Origin of the sequence: Streptomyces sp. NPDC005551, assembly GCF_042871785.1 — a bacterium.
Classification (GTDB): domain Bacteria; phylum Actinomycetota; class Actinomycetes; order Streptomycetales; family Streptomycetaceae; genus Streptomyces.
Window position 1 is genome coordinate 724,446 of the sequence record NZ_JBIAJE010000003.1, and the last position, 23,189, is coordinate 747,634.

A 23,189-nucleotide genomic window follows, 5' to 3' on the forward strand; every position below is an offset into this window, starting at 1 on the left:
CATGCTGGCGGTGACCGGTCTGTCCAAGAACTTCCCCGGCGTGAAGGCCCTGTCCGGGGTGGACTTCACGGCCCGCGCCGGGGAGGTGCACGCGCTCGTCGGCGAGAACGGCGCGGGCAAGTCGACCCTCATCAAAGTCCTCACCGGCGCGCACCGGCCCGACGAGGGCGAGATGACCTACGACGGCGCCCCGGTCCGTTTCGCCACACCGCTCCAGGCGCAGCACGCGGGCGTCTCCACCATCTACCAGGAGGTCAACCTCGTCCCGCTGATGAGTGTGGCCCGCAATCTCTTCCTCGGCCGCGAACCCCGCGGCAGGCTGGGCCTGATCGACTTCCGGCGCATGCACCGCGAGGCCGACGAGGCGCTGCGCGGGCTCGGCATCCGGATCGACGTCCGCAGACCGCTGCGTGAACTCGGCGTCGGGGCACAGCAGATGGTGGCCCTGGCCCGGGCGGTCTCGGTCGACGCCCGGGTCGTCGTCATGGACGAGCCGACCTCCTCGCTCGAACCCCGCGAGGTGCGCACCCTCTTCGGACTGATCCGGATGCTGCGCGGACGCGGGATCGCGGTGGTCTACGTCAGCCATCGCCTCGACGAGCTGTACGAGATCTGCGACACCGTCACCGTGCTGCGTGACGGCAAGGTCGTGCACACGGGCCCGATCGCCGGCCTCGACCGGCTCAAACTCGTGTCCCTGATGCTGGGGCGCGATATCGGCGCCGTACGGGACAAGGGCCTGACGGAGTTCACCGGGAGTCACGACACACAGTCCGAACCGGTGCTTCAAGCGACTGACTTGGCGGTCCGTCATCGACTGCGGGCGGTGTCCGTGAGTGTGCGGCCCGGTGAGGTCGTAGGCCTCGGCGGGTTGCTCGGCTCGGGGCGCAGCGAGACCGTGAAGGCGATCGCGGGCGCGCTGCCCCTCGACTCCGGCCGGGTCGTCGTGGCGGGGGCGGCGGTGCGCACCGGCTCGACGCCCGCCGCGATCCGGGCCGGCATCAGCCTGCTGCCCGAGGACCGGAAGGCGGAGGGCATCGTCCCGGGGCTCTCGGTCCGTGAGAACATCGCCCTCGCCGCGCTGCCAGGGCTGTCCCGGTTCGGTCTGGTCGACGAGGCCCGCGTCGACCGGATCGTCGACACCTTCATGAAGCGGCTGCGCATCAAGGCCGCGGGACCGCACCAGAAGGTCGGCGAACTCTCCGGCGGCAACCAGCAGAAGGTGCTGCTGGCCCGCTGGCTCGCCATGAACCCGAAGGTCCTGCTGCTGGACGAGCCGACCCGGGGCATCGACGTCGGCGCCAAGGCGGAGGTGCAGCGGCTCATCGACGAACTGGCCGACGACGGCCTCGGGGTGGTGCTGATCTCCTCGGACACGGAGGAGCTGATCGAGGGCAGCGACCGGGTGATCGTCCTGAAGGACGGCGTGGTGGTCGAGGAGCTCACCGGCGACGCCGTCACCGAGGACCGGCTGATGCGGGCCCTCGCGACCGCGCCCACCGGCACCGGAGGTACGACGCCGGCCCCGGCCGGCGTCGTGGTGTCCGGCGGCCCCCCGCAGCCCGGCGCCGGTGTCGGCGCCGGGAAGACCCCGCCCGAGTCCCACGGCACCGGAGAGACCCATGGCTGACCTGTCCCTGGGCCGGATGACCGCGGACCGCGACCGGCTGCTGCGCCTGCTCCAGGACTACGGCGTCTATCTCGGCGTCGCGGTCCTGCTCCTCGTGAACACCGTCCTCACGCCGCACTTCCTGTCCGGCGAGAACTTCCGCACCCAGGCCGTCCAGGTGGCGCCGGTGCTGATCGTGGCCCTGGGCATGGCGCTGGCGATCGGCAGCGAGGGCGTGGATCTGTCGGTGGGCTCGGTGATGGCCCTCTCGACCTCCCTGCTGTCCCTCTATCTCGGGTACGGGCCGTGGACAGCCGCCCTGACGGCACTGCTCGGCGGGGCGGTGACCGGCCTCGCGAGCGGTTCGCTGATCGCGTTCGTGGGCGTCCAGCCGATCGTCGCGACGCTCGCCCTGATGGTCGCGGGGCGGGGACTCGCCCTGGTTCTCCTCCCCCAGCTCAAGGACGTCCGCGACCCGGGCATGGCCGAGCTCGGCTCCGGGGCCGTGCTGGGGGTGCCGTACCTGGTGCTGATCGCCGCGGCGCTCGCCCTGCTCGTCGCCTTCGTGGTGCGCCGCACGACGTTCGGCCGGCAGCTCCTGGCGGTCGGCGACAGCCGTCCGGCGGCCCGGCTCGCCGGTCTGCCGGTGCGCCGGGTGCTGATCCTGGTGTACGTCGCCTCCGGCGTCCTCGCCGCGGTCGCCGGAGTGCTGGCCACCGCGCGCCTGACCGCCAGCGACCCCACCTCGCTCGGCACCCTGATGGAACTCTCCGCGATCACCGCCGTGGTGGTCGGCGGCACCCCGCTGAGCGGTGGGCGGGTCCGCGTCGGCGGCACCGTCGCCGGCGCCGTCCTGATCCAGCTGCTCACCACCACGCTCATCAAGCACGATCTGCCGCCGTCGTGGACCCAGATCGCCCAGGCCGTGGTGATCGTCCTCGCCGTCTGCGCGGCCAGGGAAGGGGGAAAGCGATGACGACCGACGTGGACGACGTGGACACTGTCCCGCGCACGACCACGGCGCCCGAGGAGGAGCCGCCGGGCGCCGGGCGCTCCGAGCGGATCAGCGCCCTCGCCCAGCAGCACGGCGCGCTGGTCACGCTCGTCGTCGCCATGACCGTGGCGTCGCTGAGCTTCGACACGTTCCTGACCGGCGCCAACCTGGAGAACATGGCGGTGTCCTCGGCGTTCCTCGCCGTGGTCGCCCTCGGTATGACCTTCGTGATCGTCACCGGCGGCATCGACCTGTCCGTGGGGTCGCTGTTCGCGCTGGGCGGCGTGCTCGCGGCCTGGGGCTCGCAGTACGGGACCGCGGTCGCGCTGCTGCTCCCGCTGGCGGTGTGCGGGCTGATCGGGCTGGTCAACGGGGTGCTGATCGCCCGCTCCCGGCTGGCCCCCTTCATCGTCACGCTCGCCGCGATGCTGGGCGCCCGCGGCATCCTGCTCTCGGTCACCGACGAGGGGTCGCGGACCTACCTGGTGGACAAGGAGTCGTTCTTCGCCACCCTCGGCCAGGGCACGCTCCTCGGCGTCGGCGTGCCCGTGTGGATCACCGTCGCGCTGTTCGTCCTCGGTGCCGTCGTCCTGCGCCGCACCCGGTTCGGGCAGTACGTGTACGCGGTCGGCGGCAACGAGGACGCGGCGGCCCTGATGGGCGCCCCCGTGGCCCGTACGAAGATCGTCGTCTACACGCTGTCCGGACTGTGCGCGGGGCTCGCCGGAGCCCTCAACGCGGCCTGGCTCGTGTCGGGGGTGACGATCCTCGGGTCCGGCATGGAGCTGGAGGCGATCTCCGCGGTGGTGATCGGCGGCACGCTGCTCACCGGCGGGTTCGGTTTCATCAGCGGCTCGCTGGTGGGAGTGCTGCTGCTGAAGGTCATCCAGAACGTCATCAACCAGATCGGTTCACTGGACTCGGCGTACCAGCAGGTCGTCAGCGGGGCGTTCCTCGCGGTCGTCGTCATCGCCCAGACCTGGCTGGGCCGGCGACGGCGGGTGCTGTGACGCCCGCGCGGTCGCCGGCCCGCTCCGTCCGCCTCTCCCGCCCTACGGGACCCGCTGCCCCTTGCCCAGGCCGATCACTCCGCCCTTCGAGACGGTGTAGAGCTCCGCGTCCCGCTCCGGATTGACCCCTATCGTCGCGCCGGGGGGCACCTCGACGTTCTTGTCGAGGATCGCGCCGCGCACCACCGCTCCCCGCCCTATGTGGACGTTGTCGTGCAGGACCGAGCCCTGCACGACGGCTCCCGGGTCGACGACGACGCCGGGTGACAGCACGGAACGGGTGACCTGGCCGCGGATGAGGCAGCCCGCGCTGATGATCGACTCGCTGGCCATGCCGCCGGCGTTGAACCGCGCCGGAGAGAGCTGCCCGGAGTGGGTGTAGATGGGCCAGCTGCGGTTGTAGAGGTTGAAGGCGGGACGTTCCGCGATCAGGTCCATGTGGGCGTCGTAGTACGCGTCGAGGGTTCCGACGTCACGCCAGTAGCCCTGGTCCCGGGTGGTCTCGCCGGGGACGTGGTTCTCGCTGAAGTCGTACAGCTGCGCCTCGCCGCGCTCGGTGAGCATGGGAAGGATCGAACCACCCATGTCGTGCACGGAGTTCTCGTCCTCGGCGTCCCGGTGCAGCGCCTCGATCAGGGCCTTGGTGGAGAAGATGTAGTTGCCCATGGACGCGAAGACGCACTCGGGGTCGTCCGCGAGGCCCGGCGGGTCGGCGGGCTTCTCCAGGAAGCCCTGCACGGTCTGCCCGTCGGAGCCGGGCGTGATGATCCCGAACGCCGACGAGTCGGCGCGCGGGATCCGGATGCCGGCGACGGTCACCCCGGCGCCGCCCTCGATGTGCTGCTCCAGCATCTGCCGCGGATCCATGCGGTACACGTGGTCGGCGCCGAACACCGCTATGTAGTCCGGCTGTTCGTCGTGGACAAGATTGAGCGACTGCAGGATCGCGTCCGCGCTGCCGAGATACCAGCGCGGGCCGAGGCGCTGCTGGGCGGGGACGGGAGTGACGTAGTTGCCGAGGAGGCTCGACATCCGCCACGTCGTCGTCACGTGCCGGTCCAGCGAATGCGACTTGTACTGCGTCAGGACGCAGATGCGCAGGATGTCCGCGTTGACGAGATTGGAGAGCACGAAGTCGACGAGGCGGTACGTCCCGCCGAAGGTCACCGCGGGTTTCGCCCGGTCCGCGGTGAGGGGCATGAGTCTCTTGCCCTCTCCGCCCGCCAGTACGATTCCCAGCACCGAAGGTCCACCGCGCCGCATTCCGCCGCCCCTCTAAGCCCGGTCGGGCCGCCCCTGTCGCAGAGCCGGCTCCGGTTTCTCGACTACGCCTGTCCCACGGCTACCCCGGTTTGCGGACTTCCTCGTACAACTGGACGGTTCTGCGGGCGACCGCGTCCCAGCCGAACTCCCGCACGGCGCGCTCCCGTCCGGCCTCACCCATCCGCCGGGCCGTCTGCGGATCGGCGAGCACCGAGTCCAGGGCGCGCGCGAGCTGTGCCTCGAAGTCGCCCTCGACCGGGACGAGTACGCCGGTGCGGCCGTCGTCGACGACCTCCGGGATGCCGCCGACCCGGGAGGCCACCACGGCCGTACCGCAGGCCATCGCCTCCAGATTGACGATGCCGAGCGGCTCGTACACGGACGGGCACACGAACACGGCCGCGTGCGTGAGGAGTTGGATCACGTCCGGGCGCGGCAGCATCTGCGGGATCCAGTGCACTCCCTCGCGTACGCCGCTCAGTTCCCGGAAGAGGTCGCGGAACTCCCGGTCGATCTCCGGGGTGTCGGGGGCGCCCGCGCACAGCACCACCTGGACGGACGGGTCGATGTCCCGTACCGCGCGCAGCAGATGGGGCACGCCCTTCTGGCGCGTGATGCGGCCGACGAACAGGACGTACGGGCGGTCCGCGTCGAGGCCGACGCGGGACAGGACGTCCGTGCCGTGGTCGGGCCGGTAGAGGGACGTGTCGATGCCGTTGTGGACGACGCGCACCTTGGCCGGGTCCAGGGCGGGATAGCAGGTGAGGATGTCCTCGCGCATCGCTGCGGATACGGCGATGACGGCGTCCGCGGACGCCACGGCGGTGCGCTCCGCCCAGCTCGACAGGGCGTAACCCCCGCCGAGCTGCTCGGCCTTCCAGGGGCGCAGCGGTTCCAGGGAGTGGGCGGTCATCACGTGGGGGATGCCGTACAGCAGCTTGCCGAAGTGGCCGGCGAGGTTGGCGTACCAGGTGTGCGAGTGGACGAGGTCGCGGCCTTCGAGGGCGGCGGCGATGGCCAGGTCCACGGAGAAGGTGCGCAGCGCGTCGTTGGCGCCGTCCAGCGCGGGCCAGGGCCGGTGCCGTACGACTCCGCCTGCGGCGCCCTCGCCCCAGCAGTGCACGTCCAGGTCGACGAGGGACCTCAACTCGCGGGCGAGGAACTCGACATGCACCCCCGCACCGCCGTACACGTCGGGTGGATACTCCCGCGTCAGCAGCCCCACACGCACCCAGAACCCCTTGTCGTCGCAGTTGGATTCCATGGTCACCCAGATGTGGCCCCCGGGGAAGAGCGCGGGGGCCGGGAACCGCTCCCCGCCGGCCGGGGAGGGCGGTCGAAACAGCAGTCGCCGCACAATCCCCCGCCGGGCAGCCGGTAGTAGAGGCAGCAGCTGCGGCGCCGGAGCGTGCTCCGGTCCAGCGTCCCGGACAGACCGGGGTGCGCGAGAAGCGGACCGGCGAGCGCGCGGGCCCGCTCCGCGACCTCCGGACGGCCGTTCGCCCGCGCCCAGCGGTCGAGCTGCCGCACCGCGCCGGCGAGTGCGGAACCCGCGTTGCCCCACAGCAGACGGGCGGAGATCGTGTATCTGGCGTGCAGGGCGGCCGCCAGCGGCACCAGGTGGCCTTCCGTCACGACCTCGCCGAGCGCCTCCGCGGGCAGCGCCCGTACGTCGGACAGCCACAGGTCCCGCGGAGCGCCGCCGTCCGGATCCCACCGCAGCCGGCGGGCGTCGAGGTCGGGCACCCACCCGTACAGCGCGGCGGCGCCGAGGGAGACGGACCACAGGCGGGCCACGAGCCCCTGGTGCGCCACCGACACCGCGATCCGCGTCTGGGGCGCCCCCAGACTCTTCGCGACTTTCCGGACACGGAAAATTACCGGATCCTCGTAAACCTCCGGGTCGGCGGCCGTCGGATCCGCGTACGCCCGCGCGAGCGTCGGCAGGGCGCGGCCCGGCGCTACGCCGGTGCGTAGTACGAAGAAGCCGCCGAGGGCGTCCAGGTCTGCGAGGTCGGGGTCGAGGTCCACGAAGTCCAGTAGTACCAAGGCCCCTAGGGGGTGACACCCCCGGGGAGGCGTCCGGTGTCACCCACCCTGGGGAGGACGGCGGCCCCGCTCTACTCCATCGGCAGTAGGAGTCAATGACTGCTCAAGGACGACGACATGAACTGATTCGCGAGGCATCGTTGTAACCATGGAAGCCGACCGTACGTCGCGCCGGGCACCGCGCCCCCGCAGCACGCAGAGGAGGGACTCATGAACGCCCTCTCGCTGTCCGTGCTGCTCTCGCTCGTCTCCGCCGTCGCCTACGCGGGCGGGGCGATCGTCCAGGAGCAGGTCGCGGTGACGTCCCCGGACGAGACGTACGCGCCGCTGCGCAGGCCGGGCTGGTGGGCCGCCGTCGCACTGAACGGCCTCGGCGGGCTGCTCCACGTGGTGGCACTCGCCTACGGTCCGCTGAGTCTCGTACAGCCGCTCGGCGCGCTGACGATCGTGTTCGCGCTGCCGATGGCGGCCCTCTTCGTCGGCCGCCGGGCCGGATCGACCGCCTGGCGCGGCGCGATCATGGCGACGGTCGGCCTCGCGGGTCTCCTGTCCCTGGTCGGCACGGCCGACTCGCAGTCCCTGGGCGGCGCCCAGCGGGTGGTGCTGGCCCTGGTGACGGGCGGCGCGGTGGTGGCGCTCATGGTGGCGGCCCGTGCGGCGCACCGCCATCCGGCGGTGCGCAGCGTGCTCCTCGCGGTCGCGGCCGGTCTCGCCTTCGGCATCTCGTCGGTGTTCACGAAGACCGTCGCGGTGGACTGGACGGGCGGTGTCTCCCCGGCGGACCTGCCGTCCCTGGCCGTGATCGCGGTCCTGGCCACGGCCGGCATGCTGCTGTCACAGGCCTCCTACCGGGGCGGCGGCCTCGCGGCCCCGCTCGCCACGCTGACGGTGGTGAACCCGGTCGTGGCGGCGGCCGTGGGCATCACGATGTTCGGCGAGACCTTCCGCTACGGGACGACGGGGACGGTCCTCGCGCTGGGCTGCGGTGTCGTAGCCGCGGGTGGTCTGATCCTGCTCACCACGGAGCGGCTCGGCGGCGGCCGTGGCACGGACGCGCGGCCCGTCACGTCGGGTACGCCCGTCACGTCGGGAACGCCCATCACGTCGGGAACGCCCATCACGTCGGGTACGCCCGTCAAGGCCGGGGTCCCCGCGGCCCGGGGTGCGGAGGCGACCGGGGCGGAGGCGACCGGGGCGCCGGACGCGTCGGGGGTGGAGAGTACGGACGTGACCGTCCCGGACACGTTCGCCGGACCCAACGCGGTCGTCGGGCCGCAAGCGTCACGCGCCTCGGACGCGCTGACCGGACCGGACGCGCTGATCGCACAGGACGCGCTGACCGCACCCGACGTGCTGACCGGACCGGACGTGCTCCTGGGGCCGGACGCCCCGGTGGAGCGGGAGGCGCCGGCCGGGCCGGGAGCGCTGCCCGGACCGGAGGCACTGGTCGCGTCGGACCTGGTCGAGGAACTGCTGGCGCGGCTTCCCGACCAGTCCGTCGCCGCGGCCCCCACGGACGTCTTCTCCTGCGTGACGCTCCCCGAGGACGTCCTCGTCCCGGTCGCGGTGTCCGCCCCGGAGGGCGCGCACGACGACCGGGATCCGTCCGACGACGAGGTGCCGGGCTACTGGAGCCCCTTCTACGGCGCTCCGTACGTGCCGCTGCCCCACCGCAACCGCCGGCGGACCCGCGTCAGATCCTGACGCCGCCCGCTCGCAGATAGGCGACCGGGTCGACGTCGCTGCCGAAGCCGGGCCCCGTGCGCACCTCGAAGTGCAGATGGGGTCCCGTGCTGTTGCCCGTCGATCCGGAACGCCCTATGCGCTGCCCGGCCGTCACGCTCTGCCCGCCGCGCACGGAGATCGCCGACAGGTGGGCGTACTGGCTGTAGCGCCCGTCGGCGTGCCGGATCACCACCTGGTAGCCGTACGAACCGCCCCAGCCGGCACTGACGACCTGGCCGGCCCCGACCGACCTGACCGAGGTCCCGGTGGCCACGGGGAAGTCGACGCCGGTGTGGTAGCCCTTCGACCAGGACGACCCGGCGGCGCGGTACGGCGTGCCGGTCGCCGCGCTCACGGGCGCGACGAGGGTGTGGGTCCTCGTCGCCGTGTCCGAGGACGTCTTCTGCGGATCGGCCTTGCGGGGCGCCGGCTTCTTCGGGGCGGGCTTCGCCGCGGGCCTGCGGGCGGGCGCGCTCGTACCGGCGGTGTGCGCCGGGGACTTGGCACGCAGGTCCAGCCGCTGGCCGGGGACGATCAGGTCGGGATCGGCGCCCACGGTCGCGCGGTTGGCCTCGTACAGCTGCCGCCAGCCGCCCTGGACCCGCCGCGAGTCGGCGATCCCGGAGAGGGTGTCGCCCTGGACGACGGTGTACATCCGGGCGGTGCCCGCCTGCGACTGGGGCGTGGTCTGCGGCTGCACGTCCCGGACGGTGCGCGGGGGCGTGCGCGGCGAGGTGTCGACGGCGGGTGTGCCGCCGCCGCGCGTGAGACCCGCACGAACGGAGCACACCGGCCAGGCCCGCGGACCCTGGCTCCTGAGCACCTTCTCGGCGACGGCGATCTGCTGGCCCTTGGTGGCCAGGTCCGCCCGCCCGGCGAAGACCTTGCCGCCGTACGCCTCCCACGTGGACTGGCTGAACTGCAGTCCCCCGTAATAGCCGTTGCCGGTGTTGATGCTCCAGTTGCTGGTGGACTCGCAGGCCGCGACCTTGTTCCAGGTCCCCACGTCGGCCGCGTCCGCGACGCCGGCGCCGATGAGCGGGATCGCCATCCCGGCGCCGCCCGCCGTGACGGTGAGCGAGGCCCGGTTGATCCTGTTCGGCTGGTACCGGCGATGCCGCCCGCGCACGGCCATGATGAAGCCCCCCTCGACACCTGTCAGGAGCGGCAAAAGTAAGTGCCGCGAACAGACCGTGACAAGGCGGCAATCGGCCGTGCTGTTGCCGTTTCAAGAGGTGCTGAGGTCAGCGGCGGGCCATCTGGCCGGAATCCGATGCTGCGGGACGGTTCCGGACGGTGCCGGAGTGTGCCGGCCGATGAGCCGCCGACGGGTTCTCCTGCGTACACACCCTCGGCGAGTCAGGATGGCCGGAGCGCAATACTGACGAGCACGACCGGCATCAGCGACAACAGGACCTCTCAGGAGTCACACCTATGAGCACTTCAGCGCAGATCGGCGTCACGGGTCTCGCGGTCATGGGCCGCAACCTCGCCCGCAACTTCGCGCGCAACGGCTACGCGGTCGCCGTGCACAACAGGACCGCCGCGAAGACGCATGCCCTGGTGGCGGAGTTCGGGCACGAGGGGGACTTCGTGGCGGCCGAGTCCGCGAAGGACTTCGTGGCGGCCCTGGAACGTCCGCGGCGCCTCGTGATCATGGTCAAGGCCGGCGAACCGACGGACGCGGTGATCCAGGAGTTCGCCCCGCTCCTGGAGCCGGGGGACATGATCATCGACGGTGGCAACGCCCACTTCGCGGACACCCGCCGCCGGGAGCGCGAGCTGCGTGAGCAGGGCATCCACTTCGTCGGTGCGGGCATCTCCGGCGGCGAGGAGGGGGCGCTGCACGGGCCGAGCATCATGCCGGGCGGCTCCCCGGAGTCGTACGAGTCGCTGGGCCCGATGCTGGAGAAGATCTCCGCGAAGGCCACCGACGGCTCGCCGTGCGTGACGCACGTCGGTCCCGACGGCGCCGGGCACTTCGTCAAGATGGTGCACAACGGCATCGAGTACGCCGACATGCAGCTCATCGGCGAGGCCTACCAGCTGCTGCGCGACGTGGCCGGGTACTCCCCCGCGCAGATCGCCGACATCTTCCGCACCTGGAACACCGGACGCCTCGACTCGTACCTGATCGAGATCACCGCCGAGGTCCTCTCGCACGTGGACGAGGCGACGGGCGAGCCGTTCGTGGACATCGTCCAGGACCGGGCGGAGCAGAAGGGCACGGGCCGCTGGACCGTCCAGATCGCCCTGGACCTCGGGGTCCCGGTGTCCGGCATCGCGGAGGCGGTCTTCGCCCGCTCGCTGTCCGGACACGCCGACCTGCGGGCCGCCTCCCGCGGTCTCGCCGGCCCGAAGGCCACCCGGCTCGGGGACGCCGAGGCCGCGGCCTTCGCGGACCGCGTGGAGCAGGCGCTGTACGCCTCGAAGATCGTGTCGTACACCCAGGGCTTCCACGAGATCAGCGCGGGCAGCGAGGAGTACGGCTGGGACATCGACCTCGGCGCGGTCGCCTCCATCTGGCGTGGCGGCTGCATCATCCGCGCCGCCTTCCTGGACCGCATCCGCGCGGCCTACGACGCCCGGGCGGACCTGCCGAGCCTGCTGTCCGACGAGACGTTCGCGCAGGAGATCGCCGCGGCGCAGGACAACTGGCGCGAGGTCCTCGTCGCGGCGACCCTCCAGGGGGTGCCGACGCCTGGTTTCGCGGCGGCCCTCGCCTACTACGACGCGCTCCGCGCCGAACGGCTGCCCGCCGCTCTCACGCAGGGCCAGCGGGACTTCTTCGGTGCGCACACCTACCGGCGCACGGACCGGGAGGGCTCGTTCCACACGCTGTGGGGCGGGGACCGGTCGGAGGTCGAGGCGTAGGGGGCGCGGGGGTACGGGGTCGGCGTACCGGCGCGGGTACGCCAACCCCCGGGGCTCGGTGCGGACGGGGTTCCGGGTACGGGACCGGCGTGGCCCGGCGCCGGGGCAACGGCCGTGGCCCGGCGCGGACGGGGTCCGCTTCGGGCCACGGGGGTGCTGCGGTGCGTGGCGTGCTGCGTGGCGGCGTCCGGAGTCATCCGGGTCACCCCGAGTCGCCCGGGCCGTCCCGGTCGTCCGTCAGGAGAGCGGTCCCGGCTGCGGCTCCGGCTCGGGGACCGGGTCGGGCCCCGGCGGCTTCGGAACGGGCGACGGCGACGGCTCCGGAGAGGGCTGCGGACCGGGGCCCGGACCCGGTTGCGGAGTCGGGTTCGGCGGAGCCGGGTCGGGGAACGGCTGCGGGTCGGGGACCGGCCCCGGCGTGGGGCTCGGCGGCACGGGTGTGGGGAACGGCTCGGTCATGTGTCCTCCAGCCAGTCGGTTCATCGGCCCTGGACTTTTCCCCCGCGTACCCGGCCGCGGCGCCCGCAGTCACCCCGTCGCCGCACGGAAGACGACCAGGTGGGTCCAACCGGGGCAACCGGGTCGACGGGGCAACCGGTCAGCCGGCGCGGCCGGGGCGCGTTCGCTCCGGGAGCGGAGGCCCCGTCACCCCCGGCGCACCGCGTCCGCTCCCGCGGCCAGTCCCGGACGGGGACTCGACAGCACCGGCACGGCGGTCGTCGTCAGGTGCTGCGCGGGCGCCATGGACGCCTGGGCGAGGACGATGGAGTCGGCGTCGGTGACGGAGTCGGCGGCCCGGGCGACGACGCGGGCGTACCCGTCCGTGTCGCCCGCCTCGAAACGGGCGAAGGCGCCGTCGACGAGGAGGGCGCGGACGTCGGCCGGGCGTCCGGCGCGCCGGGCCTCCTGCTCGACGAGGGCGACCGTCGGCGTCAGGGTGCTCTCCACCGTGGCGAGGACCACGACGCGGGGTCCCGCCGCCACCGCGGCGGCGGCCATCGGCCGGTCCACGCGCAGGACGGGCACCGCCGCGCCCGAGGCCTCGGCGACCTCGCCGATGGTCGAGCACGTGCAGAGCACGGCACCCGCCCCCTCGGCGACCGCCCGCCCGACCGCTGCCCGTACGTCGTCGGCGACCGCGTCAACACCCTCGGCGCGGGCCCGGGCGAGCAAGTCCTCGGCCACGAGATGCCGCAGCTCCAGACCCGGATGGGACTCGTCGCGCAGCGCGTCGAAGACGGGGATGTGCGCGGGCGAGGTGTGCAGCAGGGTGAGCTGGCGGGGCCGGGTCATCAGAACCGCTCCGGGTGCGCCGTGAGCCAGTCCTTCGCGGCCTGCACCAGCTCGGGCGAGGCGGCCGGGGCCTCCTCGGGATGGCGGGCGGCCCACTTGACGACGTACGGACACAGCGGCGCGACCGGGACGCCCTCGCGTCCCGAGAGGGCGTACAGCTCGCGCGCGAGGGAGCCGGCGATGCCCCGGCCCTCATGCTCGGGTTCCACGATCGTGTGGACGGGGACGAGGGCGCGCTCGGGGACGCCGAGGACGAAGTACTCGACGCGGCCGACCACTTCGTCCCCGGCGAAGGCCTCCAGGCGGCCGGCGGCCCGGTCGTCGCGGATCTCGATGTCGCTCACGGGACACACCTCTCGGGATGGGGTGCGGACCCGGACGACGGGGTGCGGCTCAGGCCGGGACGGCCTGCGGACTGCGCTCCTGGTCCGAGCCCGGCACCGGCTCGGACGGATCGGCACCCAGGGCGACGATGCGGTTGTCGCGGTCCACGTGCACGACCCGGGGCTCGAGTGTCCGCGCCTCGGCGTCGGTCACCTGAGCGTAGCTGATGATGATCACCAGATCGCCGGGGTGCACGAGGTGGGCGGCGGCCCCGTTGATCCCGACGACCCCCGAACCGCGCTCCCCCTCGATGACGTACGTCTCGAGGCGGGCACCGTTCGTGATGTCGACGATGTGCACGAGCTCGCCGGGCAGCAGATCAGCGGCGTCGAGCAGATCGGCGTCGATGGTCACCGATCCCACGTAGTGCAGGTCGGCCTGGGTGACGGTGGCGCGGTGGATCTTGGACTTGAACATGGTGCGCAGCATGTTGAACTCCTGGAAGACGGCTCCCTGCCTGCTTTTTGCAGGTCAAGGGCGGTAGCACTCTACAACTGGCACGGGCCTGACTCGAAGATTGTGAGGAACATCGCTTCACTTCGGTGAGCCGGCTCCCTGCCTGGCTTCCGTGCGAACCAGGCTGTCGTGGCTCGTCGAACACGCCCCTACCCGAACACTCTTCGCGGAACGCGCCAGGACCGATGCTGACGAAACGCCGACTTACCTGACGGCATATCAGGAACCGGAGGGCATAGGGCGGGTCACTGCCCAAAGGGGCCGCGACGCCCGGTTACGAGGTGGCCGGCGTCGTCCACCTCGTCGGTCCCAAGGTGAAGGGCGACTGGATCCCCGGCCGGCGGGTCGTGCTCCAGGCCGATGCCGTCACTCGACAGAAGGCGCACAGTGCCTGCGGTGACAGGAGCACTGTCGATCGCCTACCGAGGCAGGGGTACAGCCATGCGGCGCACCCGCGCACTTCTACCTCGCCGGGCGGCCTTGGTAATGCTGCCCGGCATCGGGTGCCGATAGGTCCGGTACGTCTCTTCAATGGACTTGTGGCCCGTCACTCCGCAGACGTCTGCCTCCGGGACAGCACCGGTCCCGAGCCGATGCTGTCAGCGCTGGTAGTTAAGGGATCCAGCCGGAAGCCTTCCGACCAATTCTTCGAGCTGGCCGTTATCGAGTTCCCCCGTCGGGACCCGGACTGGACCTGGACGTGGGAGCGGGATGCAGTGTTTGACCGTCACCGCAGCCCAGTTTCGCCGTGAGTCCACTGCGGGGTCTCGCGCGGCCGCCATGCACAACCGCCGTGGGTGAGGACCAGAGGGTAGGGGGAGCCGAGGTCGAGGATGTCGGCGAGGAGACGCTCGTGGAGGGGAGTGAGTTTCACGCGGCGGTCGTGTCGGCCGGAGCGGTGCGGAGCAGCTCGGGGAAGGCGTCCTCCCAGACCTCGCGGATGTAGGGACTGATCAAGCGCCGCAGCACGGGCCACTGCTCGGCGAGCAGCCGGTGGTGCAGGAGGGTCACCAGGTCCTCGCGCAGTCCTTCGGCAAGGACGGTCCGGTAGAGCGTCATGCGGGACTTCGGACGGTCCAGGCTGTAGCTCGTCCGCCCGGACCAAGCGATGTGGAGCGGCAGGTCCACGTTGCCCTCGATGGGGCCGGCCAGCTCCTGCAGGCGCTCGGGCAGTCGGCTGCGGTAGCGGTCCCACAGCACCTCGGCGCGGGGCACGGTGCTCGTCGTGTCCATGCATCCAGTATCGCTGCTGGTAGGCGGTGGCATGGCGGATACGGGGTCCCCTGTCGTACGTACGTCGGGTGGCCGCCCGCCCTTCCCTCGGACATCTCACCCAGTGGGCACTTAGCGCATCATCGCGTACGCGTTCAGGCCCCAGGTGGCGCGGCAACCAGCTGCCGTGCAGACCCGGGACCAGCACGCTCGCGGGCTTGTGTGATCATGGCGCAGCACGTTACGAGGAGGGCCGCCGCAGTGGAGCCGGCTTCGGTCTCGGTGTCGGAAACCACGACGGTGCCGAAGCCGGGGCCCATGGCACCGGCGCAACGGACGAGAAGGACACCGGGGCGGGCGAGGTCGCGGTAGCGGCCGGAGGGGGCAGTCGGCATCCACAAGGCACGCCGCTGCGGCCTCGAACGCAGCCCACTCGCTCAGAACCCATGCCGCGGACGAGCTGTCGGATAACGCAGCGAGTGTCCCAAGCGGGAGCCAGGCACCTGCGTCCAGATCCCCGTCATGGCGGCCACCTGGTCAGCAAGCTGGGACGGTCCCGGTCCCGGTGCTGACCGATTGCTGAGCTGAACGGGGCCACTAGGCATCTGACCCGCAAAACACCAAGCTGCCAAATCTTGGACGTGAACATGGTGCGCAGCATGAGGCACTTCCGGAAACTAGGCTCCCTGCCTGCATGGGACGTCGGCACCCGCACCACGCCCGAGCAGACGACGCCCTTCTCCCAGCCGCAGTTCCTCTCCGCTGCGCCCCTCGGCCGGCGCTTTCCATCCGGTGCGGAAACCACGATGGTCGCTCGGCACAACGTTTCGTCCTCTCCCTACCCTCCGGTAGTTGACCGGATGGTCGATGTGAGGCAGGAGCCCCGGGCAGAGCCACCGGCCGCTGACCGCCGACCGCCGAAACACTCTCGTCAGTCGACTGCCCTGAGGTAGATCCGGCTCTCGCTGTCGTCCAGCCTCTGCACCGCGATCGCCAGGGAGTTCAAGCCTCCGCCGCAGGGGGCACAGACCTGCCCTTCCCGTACGTCCGGCAACGACTCGGGTTCGGATAGTCCGAGGTGGGAGAAGGGAGTCATGGGCTTCGCGACGCTCTCGCGGGGCTCGTCACGCTGCCTCAGTTCCCTTTCGGGTTGGAGCTGTTCCACGAAGCCGTTCACGCCGGAGGTGGGGAGGATGAAGGCCAGCAGCAGCCCGTCGTCCTGGAATCCGTTCTGACGTGCCGCACGTGTGTCGGCAGCCTTGGACGGAAGGTCGATGTTCATCTGCCGGCTGACCGTCACAGGGGTGGCCTCGTCGTCCCAGCCGGGCACTTCGCTGGTTCTGTCGGCCGCACCGGACTCGGCCGTGGCCGAGCAGGCGGCGAGGGCCGGGCTGGTCAGACAGAGCGCGGCCACCGCGCCGGCGGCGAGGACGACGCGCTTCACTCGCGAGTCGTGGGGTGTCCGCGTCATCGGGCGTCCCCGTTCCGTCCCGCATCGGTGCGTGTCCCGTCGCGCCCCGGGTCCTCGGGGGCGGGAAGGCTGTCGTTCGAACTCAGGTCGTGGTGGTGCACCGATCCGCTGCCGCGCATGTCGAACTCTCTCGCCAGACCTGTGCTGTGCAACCGAGCCATGTCGGCGTCGGTCACCGTGGTCGGGCCGATGGGGGTTTCCTTACCCGGGTCCCAGTTGTACCGGTCCCACACGTTCACCTGGTAGTCGAGACTGATCTTGGGTTCGCCTTTCTCACCCGGCACGACCGTGACCGTGCCCGTCGTGTTCGTCATGCCGCTGCCGATGGCCAGGTACCAGTTGCGGTCGCTGTGGGTGTAGCTCTGCGGCGGGGTCTCCACCGGGATGGCCACGGGCTTGCCGCCCGAGTCCTCGAACGCGGCAAGAGCCTGCTCGCGCCACTTCTCCTGCTCGTCCTGGATGGTGTACTCCGCGGTCTGCCGGAGTGCCGCGTCGTCCGTGAGCATCCGGTCCACGTCCAGGGCCACCGGGGTTCCGAGCCCGCGCAGGTAGTGATCCATGTGGTGTGCGGCGTCGGTGTGCCCGATGAAGTCACCTGTGTTGGACATCGCGACGGCTTGCGCCTGGATCCACTGGTCGTGTGCGGTGGGGGCCTCGACGTCGTACGCGCCCGCCCCCGGGTCCGCCGCGATGCGCTTGGAGCGGGGCGCGAGAAGCCCAGCGGCGAGGAGCTCGTCCTTGTGCTTCGTCCACATCTCACCGCGGGCATCCGGGCTCAGCGACTGCCACAGACGCCGTAGTTCGGCCCGCTGCCGGGCGTTGGCGTCCTCGCCGAGCGAGGCGAGCTTCATCGCCCGCGGCAGTTGGTCCTCGTCGAGCGAGGTGTACGCGGCATGTCCGGCGTTGTGCGGATCACCGCCGTGGGGCTTGCGCAGGGCTCGGGTCACCGCGGCGTCGATCTCGGCAGCGTGGGCGACCAGGCCGGTGAGGGTGTCGGCGTACCACTGCATCCTGTCCTTGGTGCGCTGCGAGGTTCCCTCCACGTCGCACACCGCCTCGATGACCTTCACCGTCCCGTTTCCGCCGTCCGTCACGAGCAGGCCGTGGTCGGGGTCGGGGGATCGGTCCGGGTCGCCCTTGCGCGCCTCGTCGGTCAGGGCCTTCGCCCTCTTCTGGATCTGTGAGAGTTCGGTGTGGGCGTCGGCGAGCACGGCGTGGATGCTCCGCGCCTCTTTGTGCAGATCAGCGAACTCCTTGGCGGTCTTGCGCACGAAGTCCCTGGTCACGGCCGCGTTGACGCCCTGCCAACGGGCCGCTTCGGACTTCTTGAGCAGGCCGTCCCTGGCATCGGTCTGCAGAGTGGCGAGGTTTCCGGCCATCGTCCCCCAGTCGGTGACGGCGGTGCTCAGCCTGCCGAGGTCCAGCGCGATGAGGTCGGCATAGGTGAACGTGCCCATCGATGTGCCGCCCTCCCGTCAGCGCACGTAGCTGGAGATCGCGGAGACCGGCATGGCGGTCCCGTCCCGGCCGCGAAGGTCGGCCGCGATCGCGGCGTCGTCGTTGGCGTGCAACTTCTTCGAGTAGTCCAAGTGGTTCGAGATGTGCGCGCACATCTGCAGGACGGTCTTCACCTGGGAGTCCCACACCGACAGCGTGGTGTAGAGCTCGCCGCCCATGGTCAGGTTGCGGTCAGCGCATTCCCTGGCTGCCCGCGCGGTGGAACCCTCTCCGTTCCGGTCACCGCCGGCGCCCACGATGTCCGCCTTCTCGTGCAGCTCGCCGTGGAGCAGAAACGCCTCGTGACCGACCGCCCCGAGATCGTCCTGCGTGACCACCAGGTCCATGCTGGCCTCGCCACCCATACCCCCCAACCCGGCTTCGGCTGATTGAGCCGCATCCCCACGGACTGATGCTGCCTGGCCTCCGAGACCAGCTGCGCCCACTCGTCGCCGAACGTCATCGTCTCCCCCGTCCCGATCACCGGCTCCCGTACAACGTCAGCAACAGCGCCGAATACGAACAGAGTTGCCGGTGCGGTGCCCGTCACCAGCCCGTCCGCACCCCGGCCGGAGCCTTCACCCGAGGTCCTCCAGAAGCAGACCGAGCGCCGCCTCCTCGTGCAATGCGATGCCCGTGCCCAGGGTGTTCATGGTGGGGGCCAGTTCCCCGTCCCACACGGCCTCTGCGGGGTTTCCGGTCAGGGCGATCTGCGGCGTGCCGCGCACCTGCGTGCGAGTCACGAGGTACTCGTAGTCGGCCGCTCGCATACGCCATGGCTCGGCTCCGTACCGATGCGTGATCCGGTTGGCCAGCGCGATGCCGGGCCAGTCGAAGTCACCGTGGTGGGCGAAGGCGCAACCGGACGCCGCCAGCGCGTCCAGGAGGGCGAGAACGACCGTCGTCGCGCTCCCCGACGTGCAGACCGGGGGCGCCGTACGGCCGGTGTCGGCCGCGGCTTCGACCACTTGGGGGTTTTCGCAGACGTGGACGAGGATGCCGGGCGGCATCTCCAACCGCAGCGTGCTTAGCTCGCGCAACGTCGCGTGCGTTTCCATGTGGTGGTCGGCGCGCTCCCGCAAGGCGGCTTCCCGCCAAGTGCCGCCGGTTGGGCGCAGGCTGAAGGTTGGCAGCACCGTGCTGGAGACCTCGTCCGGGGTGACCGAGGCCGTTGGCCACAGTGCCCGGCGCGCGGGCGCATTGACCGGGGGCTCGACACCGTGCGCCGGCGCGATGCCGCGGAGGACCAGCCGGGACAGCAGTGTGCCGTCGTCCAGGCCGTGGGCCGAGCCGGTGGCGCGGGTGGCCGGTTCGCCGCGGCTTCATGTCGGCGGGGTGAGGGCGGGACCACCGTGGGGAAGAGCATGGCCAGGATCCGGACGGCCTGGGTGATGACGGTTCCCGCAGTCCTAGGATCCTGGCGGGCGAGTGTGCCTCCGCGTCGTATCTCCTCCAGCCCGCGCTGGTGCGCAGGCGGGTGTCCAGATCCGGCAGGCAGATCGTGGCGGTGGGGCCGGTGATCGGTCGAGCCAAAGTGAGGGACAGTGCCTCTCGCTCATGTGCGTCCAGGTGCTCGAGGCTGATGCTTCCTGCCGGCTGCAGGCACCTAGGGGGTGAAGGCGAACCAGGCTCGGTAGTCCAGGGCGGTGCGCAGATGGGCCGCATAACCGGCAGCCGGTCGGCGCGGCGGGCGTCCTCGATACGGTGCGGGAGGACGTCGCGGAGCTGCTCGGACTGCTCACGGGTGCGCAAACCCGGGCGGGCTGCGTAGCAGGTCGACAGCCGCCTTGACGTCGGCTTCGAGACCGTCCGCCGGCTTCCGGTCCGGGGTGACGCTCAGGCCGTGCGACGTACGAACCGTGGCAATCGTGCTGTTGAGGGCGGCGACCAGGGCGTTTGCGGCCCGCACCTATGAGGACAGGTGGCCCGGCTCTCCCGTCAGGAAGCGCTGGAATATCTCGCGTTCGCGCTCCGTCAGACGGCCACGGGGCTTCTCCGTAAAGCTCACGATCACGTGCTCCGGCCCCGCGCCCGGCTCAGCTGCTTCAGTTCGATGAGGGTCGCGACGGCGCGCAACCAGGTGGCCGCCGTGTCGTCGGCGGTGATCCCGCCCACGAGTTCGGTGCCGGCCCGCAGCCACTCCCGTACGAGGACGGCCGCCTCCCGGCGGGGCAGCGGCTCGGGCAGTTCCGCGGCGCGGGCGAGTCCGCCGGCGCGCACGGTGTCGGCGAGGAAGGCGACGGAGCGCGGCTCGGTGCCGAGGCGGTCGAGGACGACGGCCGCGGCCGCGGCGCCGTCGCCGAACAGGGCGGTGCGCCGGGTGCCGGGCGGGGCGGTGAGGCCGTAGCGCAGCAGGACGGTGACGTCGAGCCGGACCAGCTCGTCGTCCGTGCGGTCCGGCGGGTACGCGGCGTCGTCGTTCATGGCGGGGCCTCCGGTGTCTCGTCTCATCGGGCTGGTCCGCCGCGGCTCAGTTGACGGTGACGGTGTACGTGATGCGTTCGGGGGCCTGGGAGGCGGTGGCCGCCCCCGTGGTCGGGGTGGCGGAGGGTCCGGTCGTCCCGGGAGGCACGGTGGAGGTGTTGCCCTGGCAGGTGGTGGACGTGCAGTGCAGCAGCGTGAACCGGGTGGTCCCCCTGCCCTTCGCCTCGAAGGTGAAGGTGAGACGGCCGCCGGCACCGGGCATCGGCTCGTCGCCGGAGTCCGGCGCGTAGTCCCGGCCGCGGCTGACCAGCACCGAGCTGTCGGGCTCGGGGTCTACCAGGTACCAGTACTCGCGGGTGGAGGCGTTCTGGCCGACGGTGAGCGTGAAACGCTCACCCGGCTCGGCGGTGATGCTGGTGTCCCCCACCGGGCGGCTCACGGTACCCGTGGGGCGGCTCACGGTACCCGTGGGGCGGCTCGCGGTGCCCGTGGAGCCGCCGGCCGGTTCGTCGGTGCCCGAGCCGCAGCCCGTGGCGAGCGCGAGGAGCGCGGCCGCCGTGATCGCGGCACCGCCCCCGCTACCGCGGGAGATAGACGCTGTACGCATTGGGGAGTTCACTCTTGGATGCCTTGCCCATGTGGCCGTTGATGAAGTCGTCCTCGCTGACCCAGGTGGTCAAGCCCCAGGGGTTGTACACCTGAAGCTTGTCACCCTCCTGGGCGATGATGGTCATCGCGTGGGCGCCGTCCTTGCCCGAGACGTCGACCGGCACCGGCCGCCCCTGCGTCACCGACTTCTCGACCTCGGTGAGGACCGCCCTGCGGTCGGCGGCGCTGTTCAGGTCCTGGCGCTCGTAGTCACTGCCGGTGGCACTGCCGACGGCGGTGTCGTTGATCCGTTCCTGTCCCTCGGGCCCCATGCCGCCCCAGTTCTCGCCGCCGTCGCCCTCGGTGTGCAGCCGGTGCTGTTCGGCCACCAGGCGCTGCTTGAAGGCGTTGGGGTCGTCCTGCTGCCCGTCGGGGCCGCCGGTGAGTTCGAGCGCGTAGAGGGGGTCGACCATGGCGCGGGACGTGACGGTGGACGAGGCCACGCAGGTGCCCTCGGAGCCGTTGCCGCCCTGGACCCACCGCTGGCCGTCGAACGTGACGTCGTCCTTGTTGTTGTTCGAGCCGTCCGGTGCCAGGCCCTCGTCGTTCATGCCGTCCGCCGCGGTGACCACCGGAGTGAGGTGCCGGCGCAGCCAGTCGGGGTCCTTGCCGTGGATCTTGTCCTGGAACTTCCCGATCTCGGCGACACTGTGGCCGGCGGCCAGCGATTTCATCAGGTAGGCCCGCTCCTGCGGGCTGTCCGACGTCGCCAGCATCCGCTGCAAGGCCATCTCGTCGTCGAGGCCCAGCAGGTCCATACGCGTCGACGCGCGCACCAGGTCGTCGGCCGTGAGGATCTCGTTCAGCTCGGTCTCGGCGCCCGCGACGCCGGTGTCCGCGAGCATCAGCTTGTCCACGGCGGTGAGTTCGCTGGTCACCATCTTCCCGGCCCGTGCCTCCGCGGCCCACTTGTTCAGGTCCCGGGCCGCGATGCGGGTGGCCTCCTGCGCCTCGGAGACGGCGGCGTGCATCAGGTCGACCGCGTAGGAGCCGAAGTGGGCGGCGTTCGCGCGGTCCCACTCCTCCTCGTCGTTCTCGTGCAGGTCGTCGAAGAAACCGTCCTTGCCGCCGAGCGTCTTCTTCTGCTCCAGCAGCTGCCCGCGGCCCTGCTCGTCCTTGCGCTGCGCGGCGCCGATCGCGTCGGCCAGCGTCAGCAGCACCGTCGCGCATCCCCGGAACGCCTCGCTCATCTGGTTCACCGACCGCCCGGCAGCGTTGACCACATCGGAGGCGAGGACGCTCGTGTCGCCGACCCACACCTCCGGAAGACCCTTGCGGCCCACCCGGTCGACCTGGTCGAAGACGCTGCCGACGTGGTCGACCTGGTCGCGGTAGAGCCTTGCCAGGCCTTCCAGTACGCCCTGGTCGCCGCCCGGTGCGGGCACCGAGAGTGCGTTCTCGATCAGGTCGAGGAGCTCGTTCTTGCTCCCGGCACCGAGCATGTTCTTGGACAGCCCGGCGAGCAGAGCGAGGCGGAAGGAAGGGGAGTCGAGAGGAGAGGAGAAGAACGACACCGGCCCGTTCCTCAGTAGCTCGACAGGGCGGAGATGCGGCCGCCCTGCGTCGATGTGTCGGTGAGACCGCTCGCGCCGCCGACGGTGACACTGTCCGCGTGCGTCTTCACCAGGCCGTCGGTGCCGTGGTAGGTCTTCTTGGCCAACTGGACCTTGCCACCCAGCTCGTGCAACGCCGACGCCAGGGTCTTGGCCTCCGCCTCCCAGGCCTTGACGAACGCGTTCAGCGCCGCCGCGGCGTCCTCGCCGCCGACATCGCCGTACGAGTACGTCGTGCGGGACTTGACGGCCGAGGTGACGCCGTCCATGTCCGTTCCGGCGTCGTCGAGTTGCTGGGCCTGGCCGGTCATACCCGCCCTGACCTGGTAGCCGTCCGAGCCCACCGTGCCTCCCCCGTACGCAGTTGATCATGATCGCGGGCAGGCTAACACGCGCTGCATGTACGAAGATCACACGCCATGTGGCGCACACACCTCCGTCACGGCATCCGCCCCACGGCACGCCTGGGCGCTCGTCCGGTCTTCGTCCCGGCCCGGACAATCGGCTGCAACTCGCCATAGGCGTGCAGCGCGGCGAGCCGACGCCGCCCCCGGGCGCCCTACATAAGGACGGGTCAATTCGCCCGACCGATGTCATCAATCAGCCCGTAGCCGCGAAGAGTTACGGCATCCGGCACGCCCGACGGTGTAACCGTCCTGCTGCCGGTCGCCCGGGCGGGAACCGTGAGCCCCTGAGCCCGGCGCTCGGGGACTCACGGCCGCGGACC

Annotated in this window: 21 protein-coding genes and 1 pseudogene; 5 read left to right on the plus strand and 17 right to left on the minus strand. The window is 71.3% G+C overall.

Features of this window, described 5'->3' with window-relative positions:
• The first annotated feature begins 1 nt into the window (after position 1).
• The 3 genes from ACFYP4_RS11510 to ACFYP4_RS11520 are packed head-to-tail and all read left to right on the plus strand — an operon-like array spanning position 2 to position 3,613.
• Entirely contained in the window at positions 2-1,630 is a 1,629-nt protein-coding gene (locus ACFYP4_RS11510) for a sugar ABC transporter ATP-binding protein (protein ID WP_388784875.1), read from the plus strand.
• Complete coding sequence (locus ACFYP4_RS11515; RefSeq protein ID WP_358850727.1) at positions 1,623-2,585, plus strand: ABC transporter permease; 963 nt, start codon at positions 1,623-1,625, stop codon at positions 2,583-2,585. The genes ACFYP4_RS11510 and ACFYP4_RS11515 overlap by 8 nt, the downstream gene beginning before the upstream one ends.
• Positions 2,582-3,613 (plus strand): ABC transporter permease, encoded by a 1,032-nt coding sequence (locus tag ACFYP4_RS11520; protein WP_388784878.1) that lies wholly within the window; start codon positions 2,582-2,584, stop codon positions 3,611-3,613. Before ACFYP4_RS11515 ends, ACFYP4_RS11520 begins: the two co-directional genes overlap by 4 nt.
• A 42-nt stretch (positions 3,614-3,655) precedes the next feature.
• Here the strand turns inward: ACFYP4_RS11520 and glgC are convergent, their stop codons facing one another.
• From glgC to ACFYP4_RS11535, 3 genes are all read right to left on the minus strand, one after another.
• On the minus strand, positions 3,656-4,876 hold the full coding sequence (glgC, locus tag ACFYP4_RS11525; RefSeq protein WP_358850729.1) for a glucose-1-phosphate adenylyltransferase: 1,221 nt from the start codon (positions 4,874-4,876) through the stop codon (positions 3,656-3,658).
• Between the two features lie 79 nt (positions 4,877-4,955).
• Positions 4,956-6,107, minus strand: coding sequence for a glycogen synthase (glgA, locus tag ACFYP4_RS11530; protein WP_388785077.1), 1,152 nt, complete (start codon positions 6,105-6,107; stop codon positions 4,956-4,958).
• Positions 6,108-6,142: 35 nt separating this feature from the next.
• Positions 6,143-6,925, minus strand: coding sequence for a (2Fe-2S)-binding protein (locus tag ACFYP4_RS11535; RefSeq protein WP_388784880.1), 783 nt, complete (start codon positions 6,923-6,925; stop codon positions 6,143-6,145).
• 210 nt (positions 6,926-7,135) lie between these two features.
• On the opposite strand from ACFYP4_RS11535, the gene ACFYP4_RS11540 reads away from it, so the two are divergent.
• Positions 7,136-8,629 (plus strand): DMT family transporter, encoded by a 1,494-nt coding sequence (locus ACFYP4_RS11540; RefSeq protein WP_388784882.1) that lies wholly within the window; start codon positions 7,136-7,138, stop codon positions 8,627-8,629.
• Here the strand turns inward: ACFYP4_RS11540 and ACFYP4_RS11545 are convergent.
• A complete protein-coding gene (locus ACFYP4_RS11545) occupies positions 8,619-9,785 on the minus strand; it encodes a transglycosylase family protein (RefSeq protein WP_358850732.1) in 1,167 nt (388 codons plus the stop codon). The two genes, ACFYP4_RS11540 and ACFYP4_RS11545, sit on opposite strands and share 11 nt — an antisense overlap.
• 299 nt (positions 9,786-10,084) lie before the next feature.
• On the opposite strand from ACFYP4_RS11545, the gene gndA reads away from it, so the two are divergent.
• On the plus strand, positions 10,085-11,524 hold the full coding sequence (gndA, locus tag ACFYP4_RS11550) for an NADP-dependent phosphogluconate dehydrogenase (RefSeq protein WP_388784887.1): 1,440 nt from the start codon (positions 10,085-10,087) through the stop codon (positions 11,522-11,524).
• Between the two features lie 645 nt (positions 11,525-12,169).
• Here the strand turns inward: gndA and ACFYP4_RS11555 are convergent.
• The 13 genes and pseudogenes from ACFYP4_RS11555 to ACFYP4_RS11615 form a co-directional block, all read right to left on the minus strand.
• Complete coding sequence (locus ACFYP4_RS11555) at positions 12,170-12,817, minus strand: arylsulfatase (protein WP_358850734.1); 648 nt, start codon at positions 12,815-12,817, stop codon at positions 12,170-12,172.
• A complete protein-coding gene (locus tag ACFYP4_RS11560) occupies positions 12,817-13,161 on the minus strand; it encodes a GNAT family N-acetyltransferase (RefSeq protein ID WP_358850735.1) in 345 nt (114 codons plus the stop codon). The genes ACFYP4_RS11555 and ACFYP4_RS11560 overlap by 1 nt, the downstream gene beginning before the upstream one ends.
• Before the next feature lie 49 nt (positions 13,162-13,210).
• Positions 13,211-13,630 carry an aspartate 1-decarboxylase gene (gene panD, locus ACFYP4_RS11565; RefSeq protein WP_358850736.1) on the minus strand — a complete coding sequence of 140 codons (420 nt, stop codon included), beginning with the start codon at positions 13,628-13,630 and terminating at the stop codon, positions 13,211-13,213.
• An 897-nt stretch (positions 13,631-14,527) separates the two neighbouring features.
• The gene (locus ACFYP4_RS11570; RefSeq protein ID WP_358850737.1) at positions 14,528-14,890 is read right to left on the minus strand and encodes a hypothetical protein; all 363 of its coding nucleotides are present in this window, start codon (positions 14,888-14,890) and stop codon (positions 14,528-14,530) included.
• A 910-nt stretch (positions 14,891-15,800) separates the two neighbouring features.
• Positions 15,801-16,340: a hypothetical protein gene (locus ACFYP4_RS11575; RefSeq protein ID WP_358850738.1), complete on the minus strand. Its 540-nt coding sequence runs from the start codon at positions 16,338-16,340 to the stop codon at positions 15,801-15,803.
• Positions 16,337-17,797, minus strand: coding sequence for a hypothetical protein (locus ACFYP4_RS11580; RefSeq protein WP_358850739.1), 1,461 nt, complete (start codon positions 17,795-17,797; stop codon positions 16,337-16,339). Before ACFYP4_RS11580 ends, ACFYP4_RS11575 begins: the two co-directional genes overlap by 4 nt.
• Positions 17,798-17,815: 18 nt before the next feature.
• The gene (locus tag ACFYP4_RS11585) at positions 17,816-18,202 is read right to left on the minus strand and encodes a hypothetical protein (protein WP_388784891.1); all 387 of its coding nucleotides are present in this window, start codon (positions 18,200-18,202) and stop codon (positions 17,816-17,818) included.
• 213 nt (positions 18,203-18,415) lie between these two features.
• A complete protein-coding gene (locus tag ACFYP4_RS11590; RefSeq protein WP_388784893.1) occupies positions 18,416-18,919 on the minus strand; it encodes a DUF2399 domain-containing protein in 504 nt (167 codons plus the stop codon).
• 108 nt (positions 18,920-19,027) lie between these two features.
• Positions 19,028-19,114, minus strand: a pseudogene (locus ACFYP4_RS11595) (hypothetical protein); the annotation flags it as partial.
• Positions 19,115-19,847: 733 nt separating this feature from the next.
• Positions 19,848-20,261, minus strand: a complete 414-nt coding sequence (locus ACFYP4_RS11600) for a hypothetical protein (RefSeq protein ID WP_358850741.1) — start codon at positions 20,259-20,261, stop codon at positions 19,848-19,850.
• 46 nt (positions 20,262-20,307) lie between these two features.
• Positions 20,308-20,868, minus strand: coding sequence for a protease inhibitor I42 family protein (locus ACFYP4_RS11605; protein WP_388784895.1), 561 nt, complete (start codon positions 20,866-20,868; stop codon positions 20,308-20,310).
• A complete protein-coding gene (locus tag ACFYP4_RS11610) occupies positions 20,840-22,423 on the minus strand; it encodes a peptidoglycan-binding protein (RefSeq protein ID WP_388784897.1) in 1,584 nt (527 codons plus the stop codon). The genes ACFYP4_RS11605 and ACFYP4_RS11610 overlap by 29 nt, the downstream gene beginning before the upstream one ends.
• Before the next feature lie 11 nt (positions 22,424-22,434).
• Entirely contained in the window at positions 22,435-22,806 is a 372-nt protein-coding gene (locus ACFYP4_RS11615) for a hypothetical protein (RefSeq protein WP_388784899.1), read from the minus strand.
• Positions 22,807-23,189 lie beyond the last annotated feature (383 nt).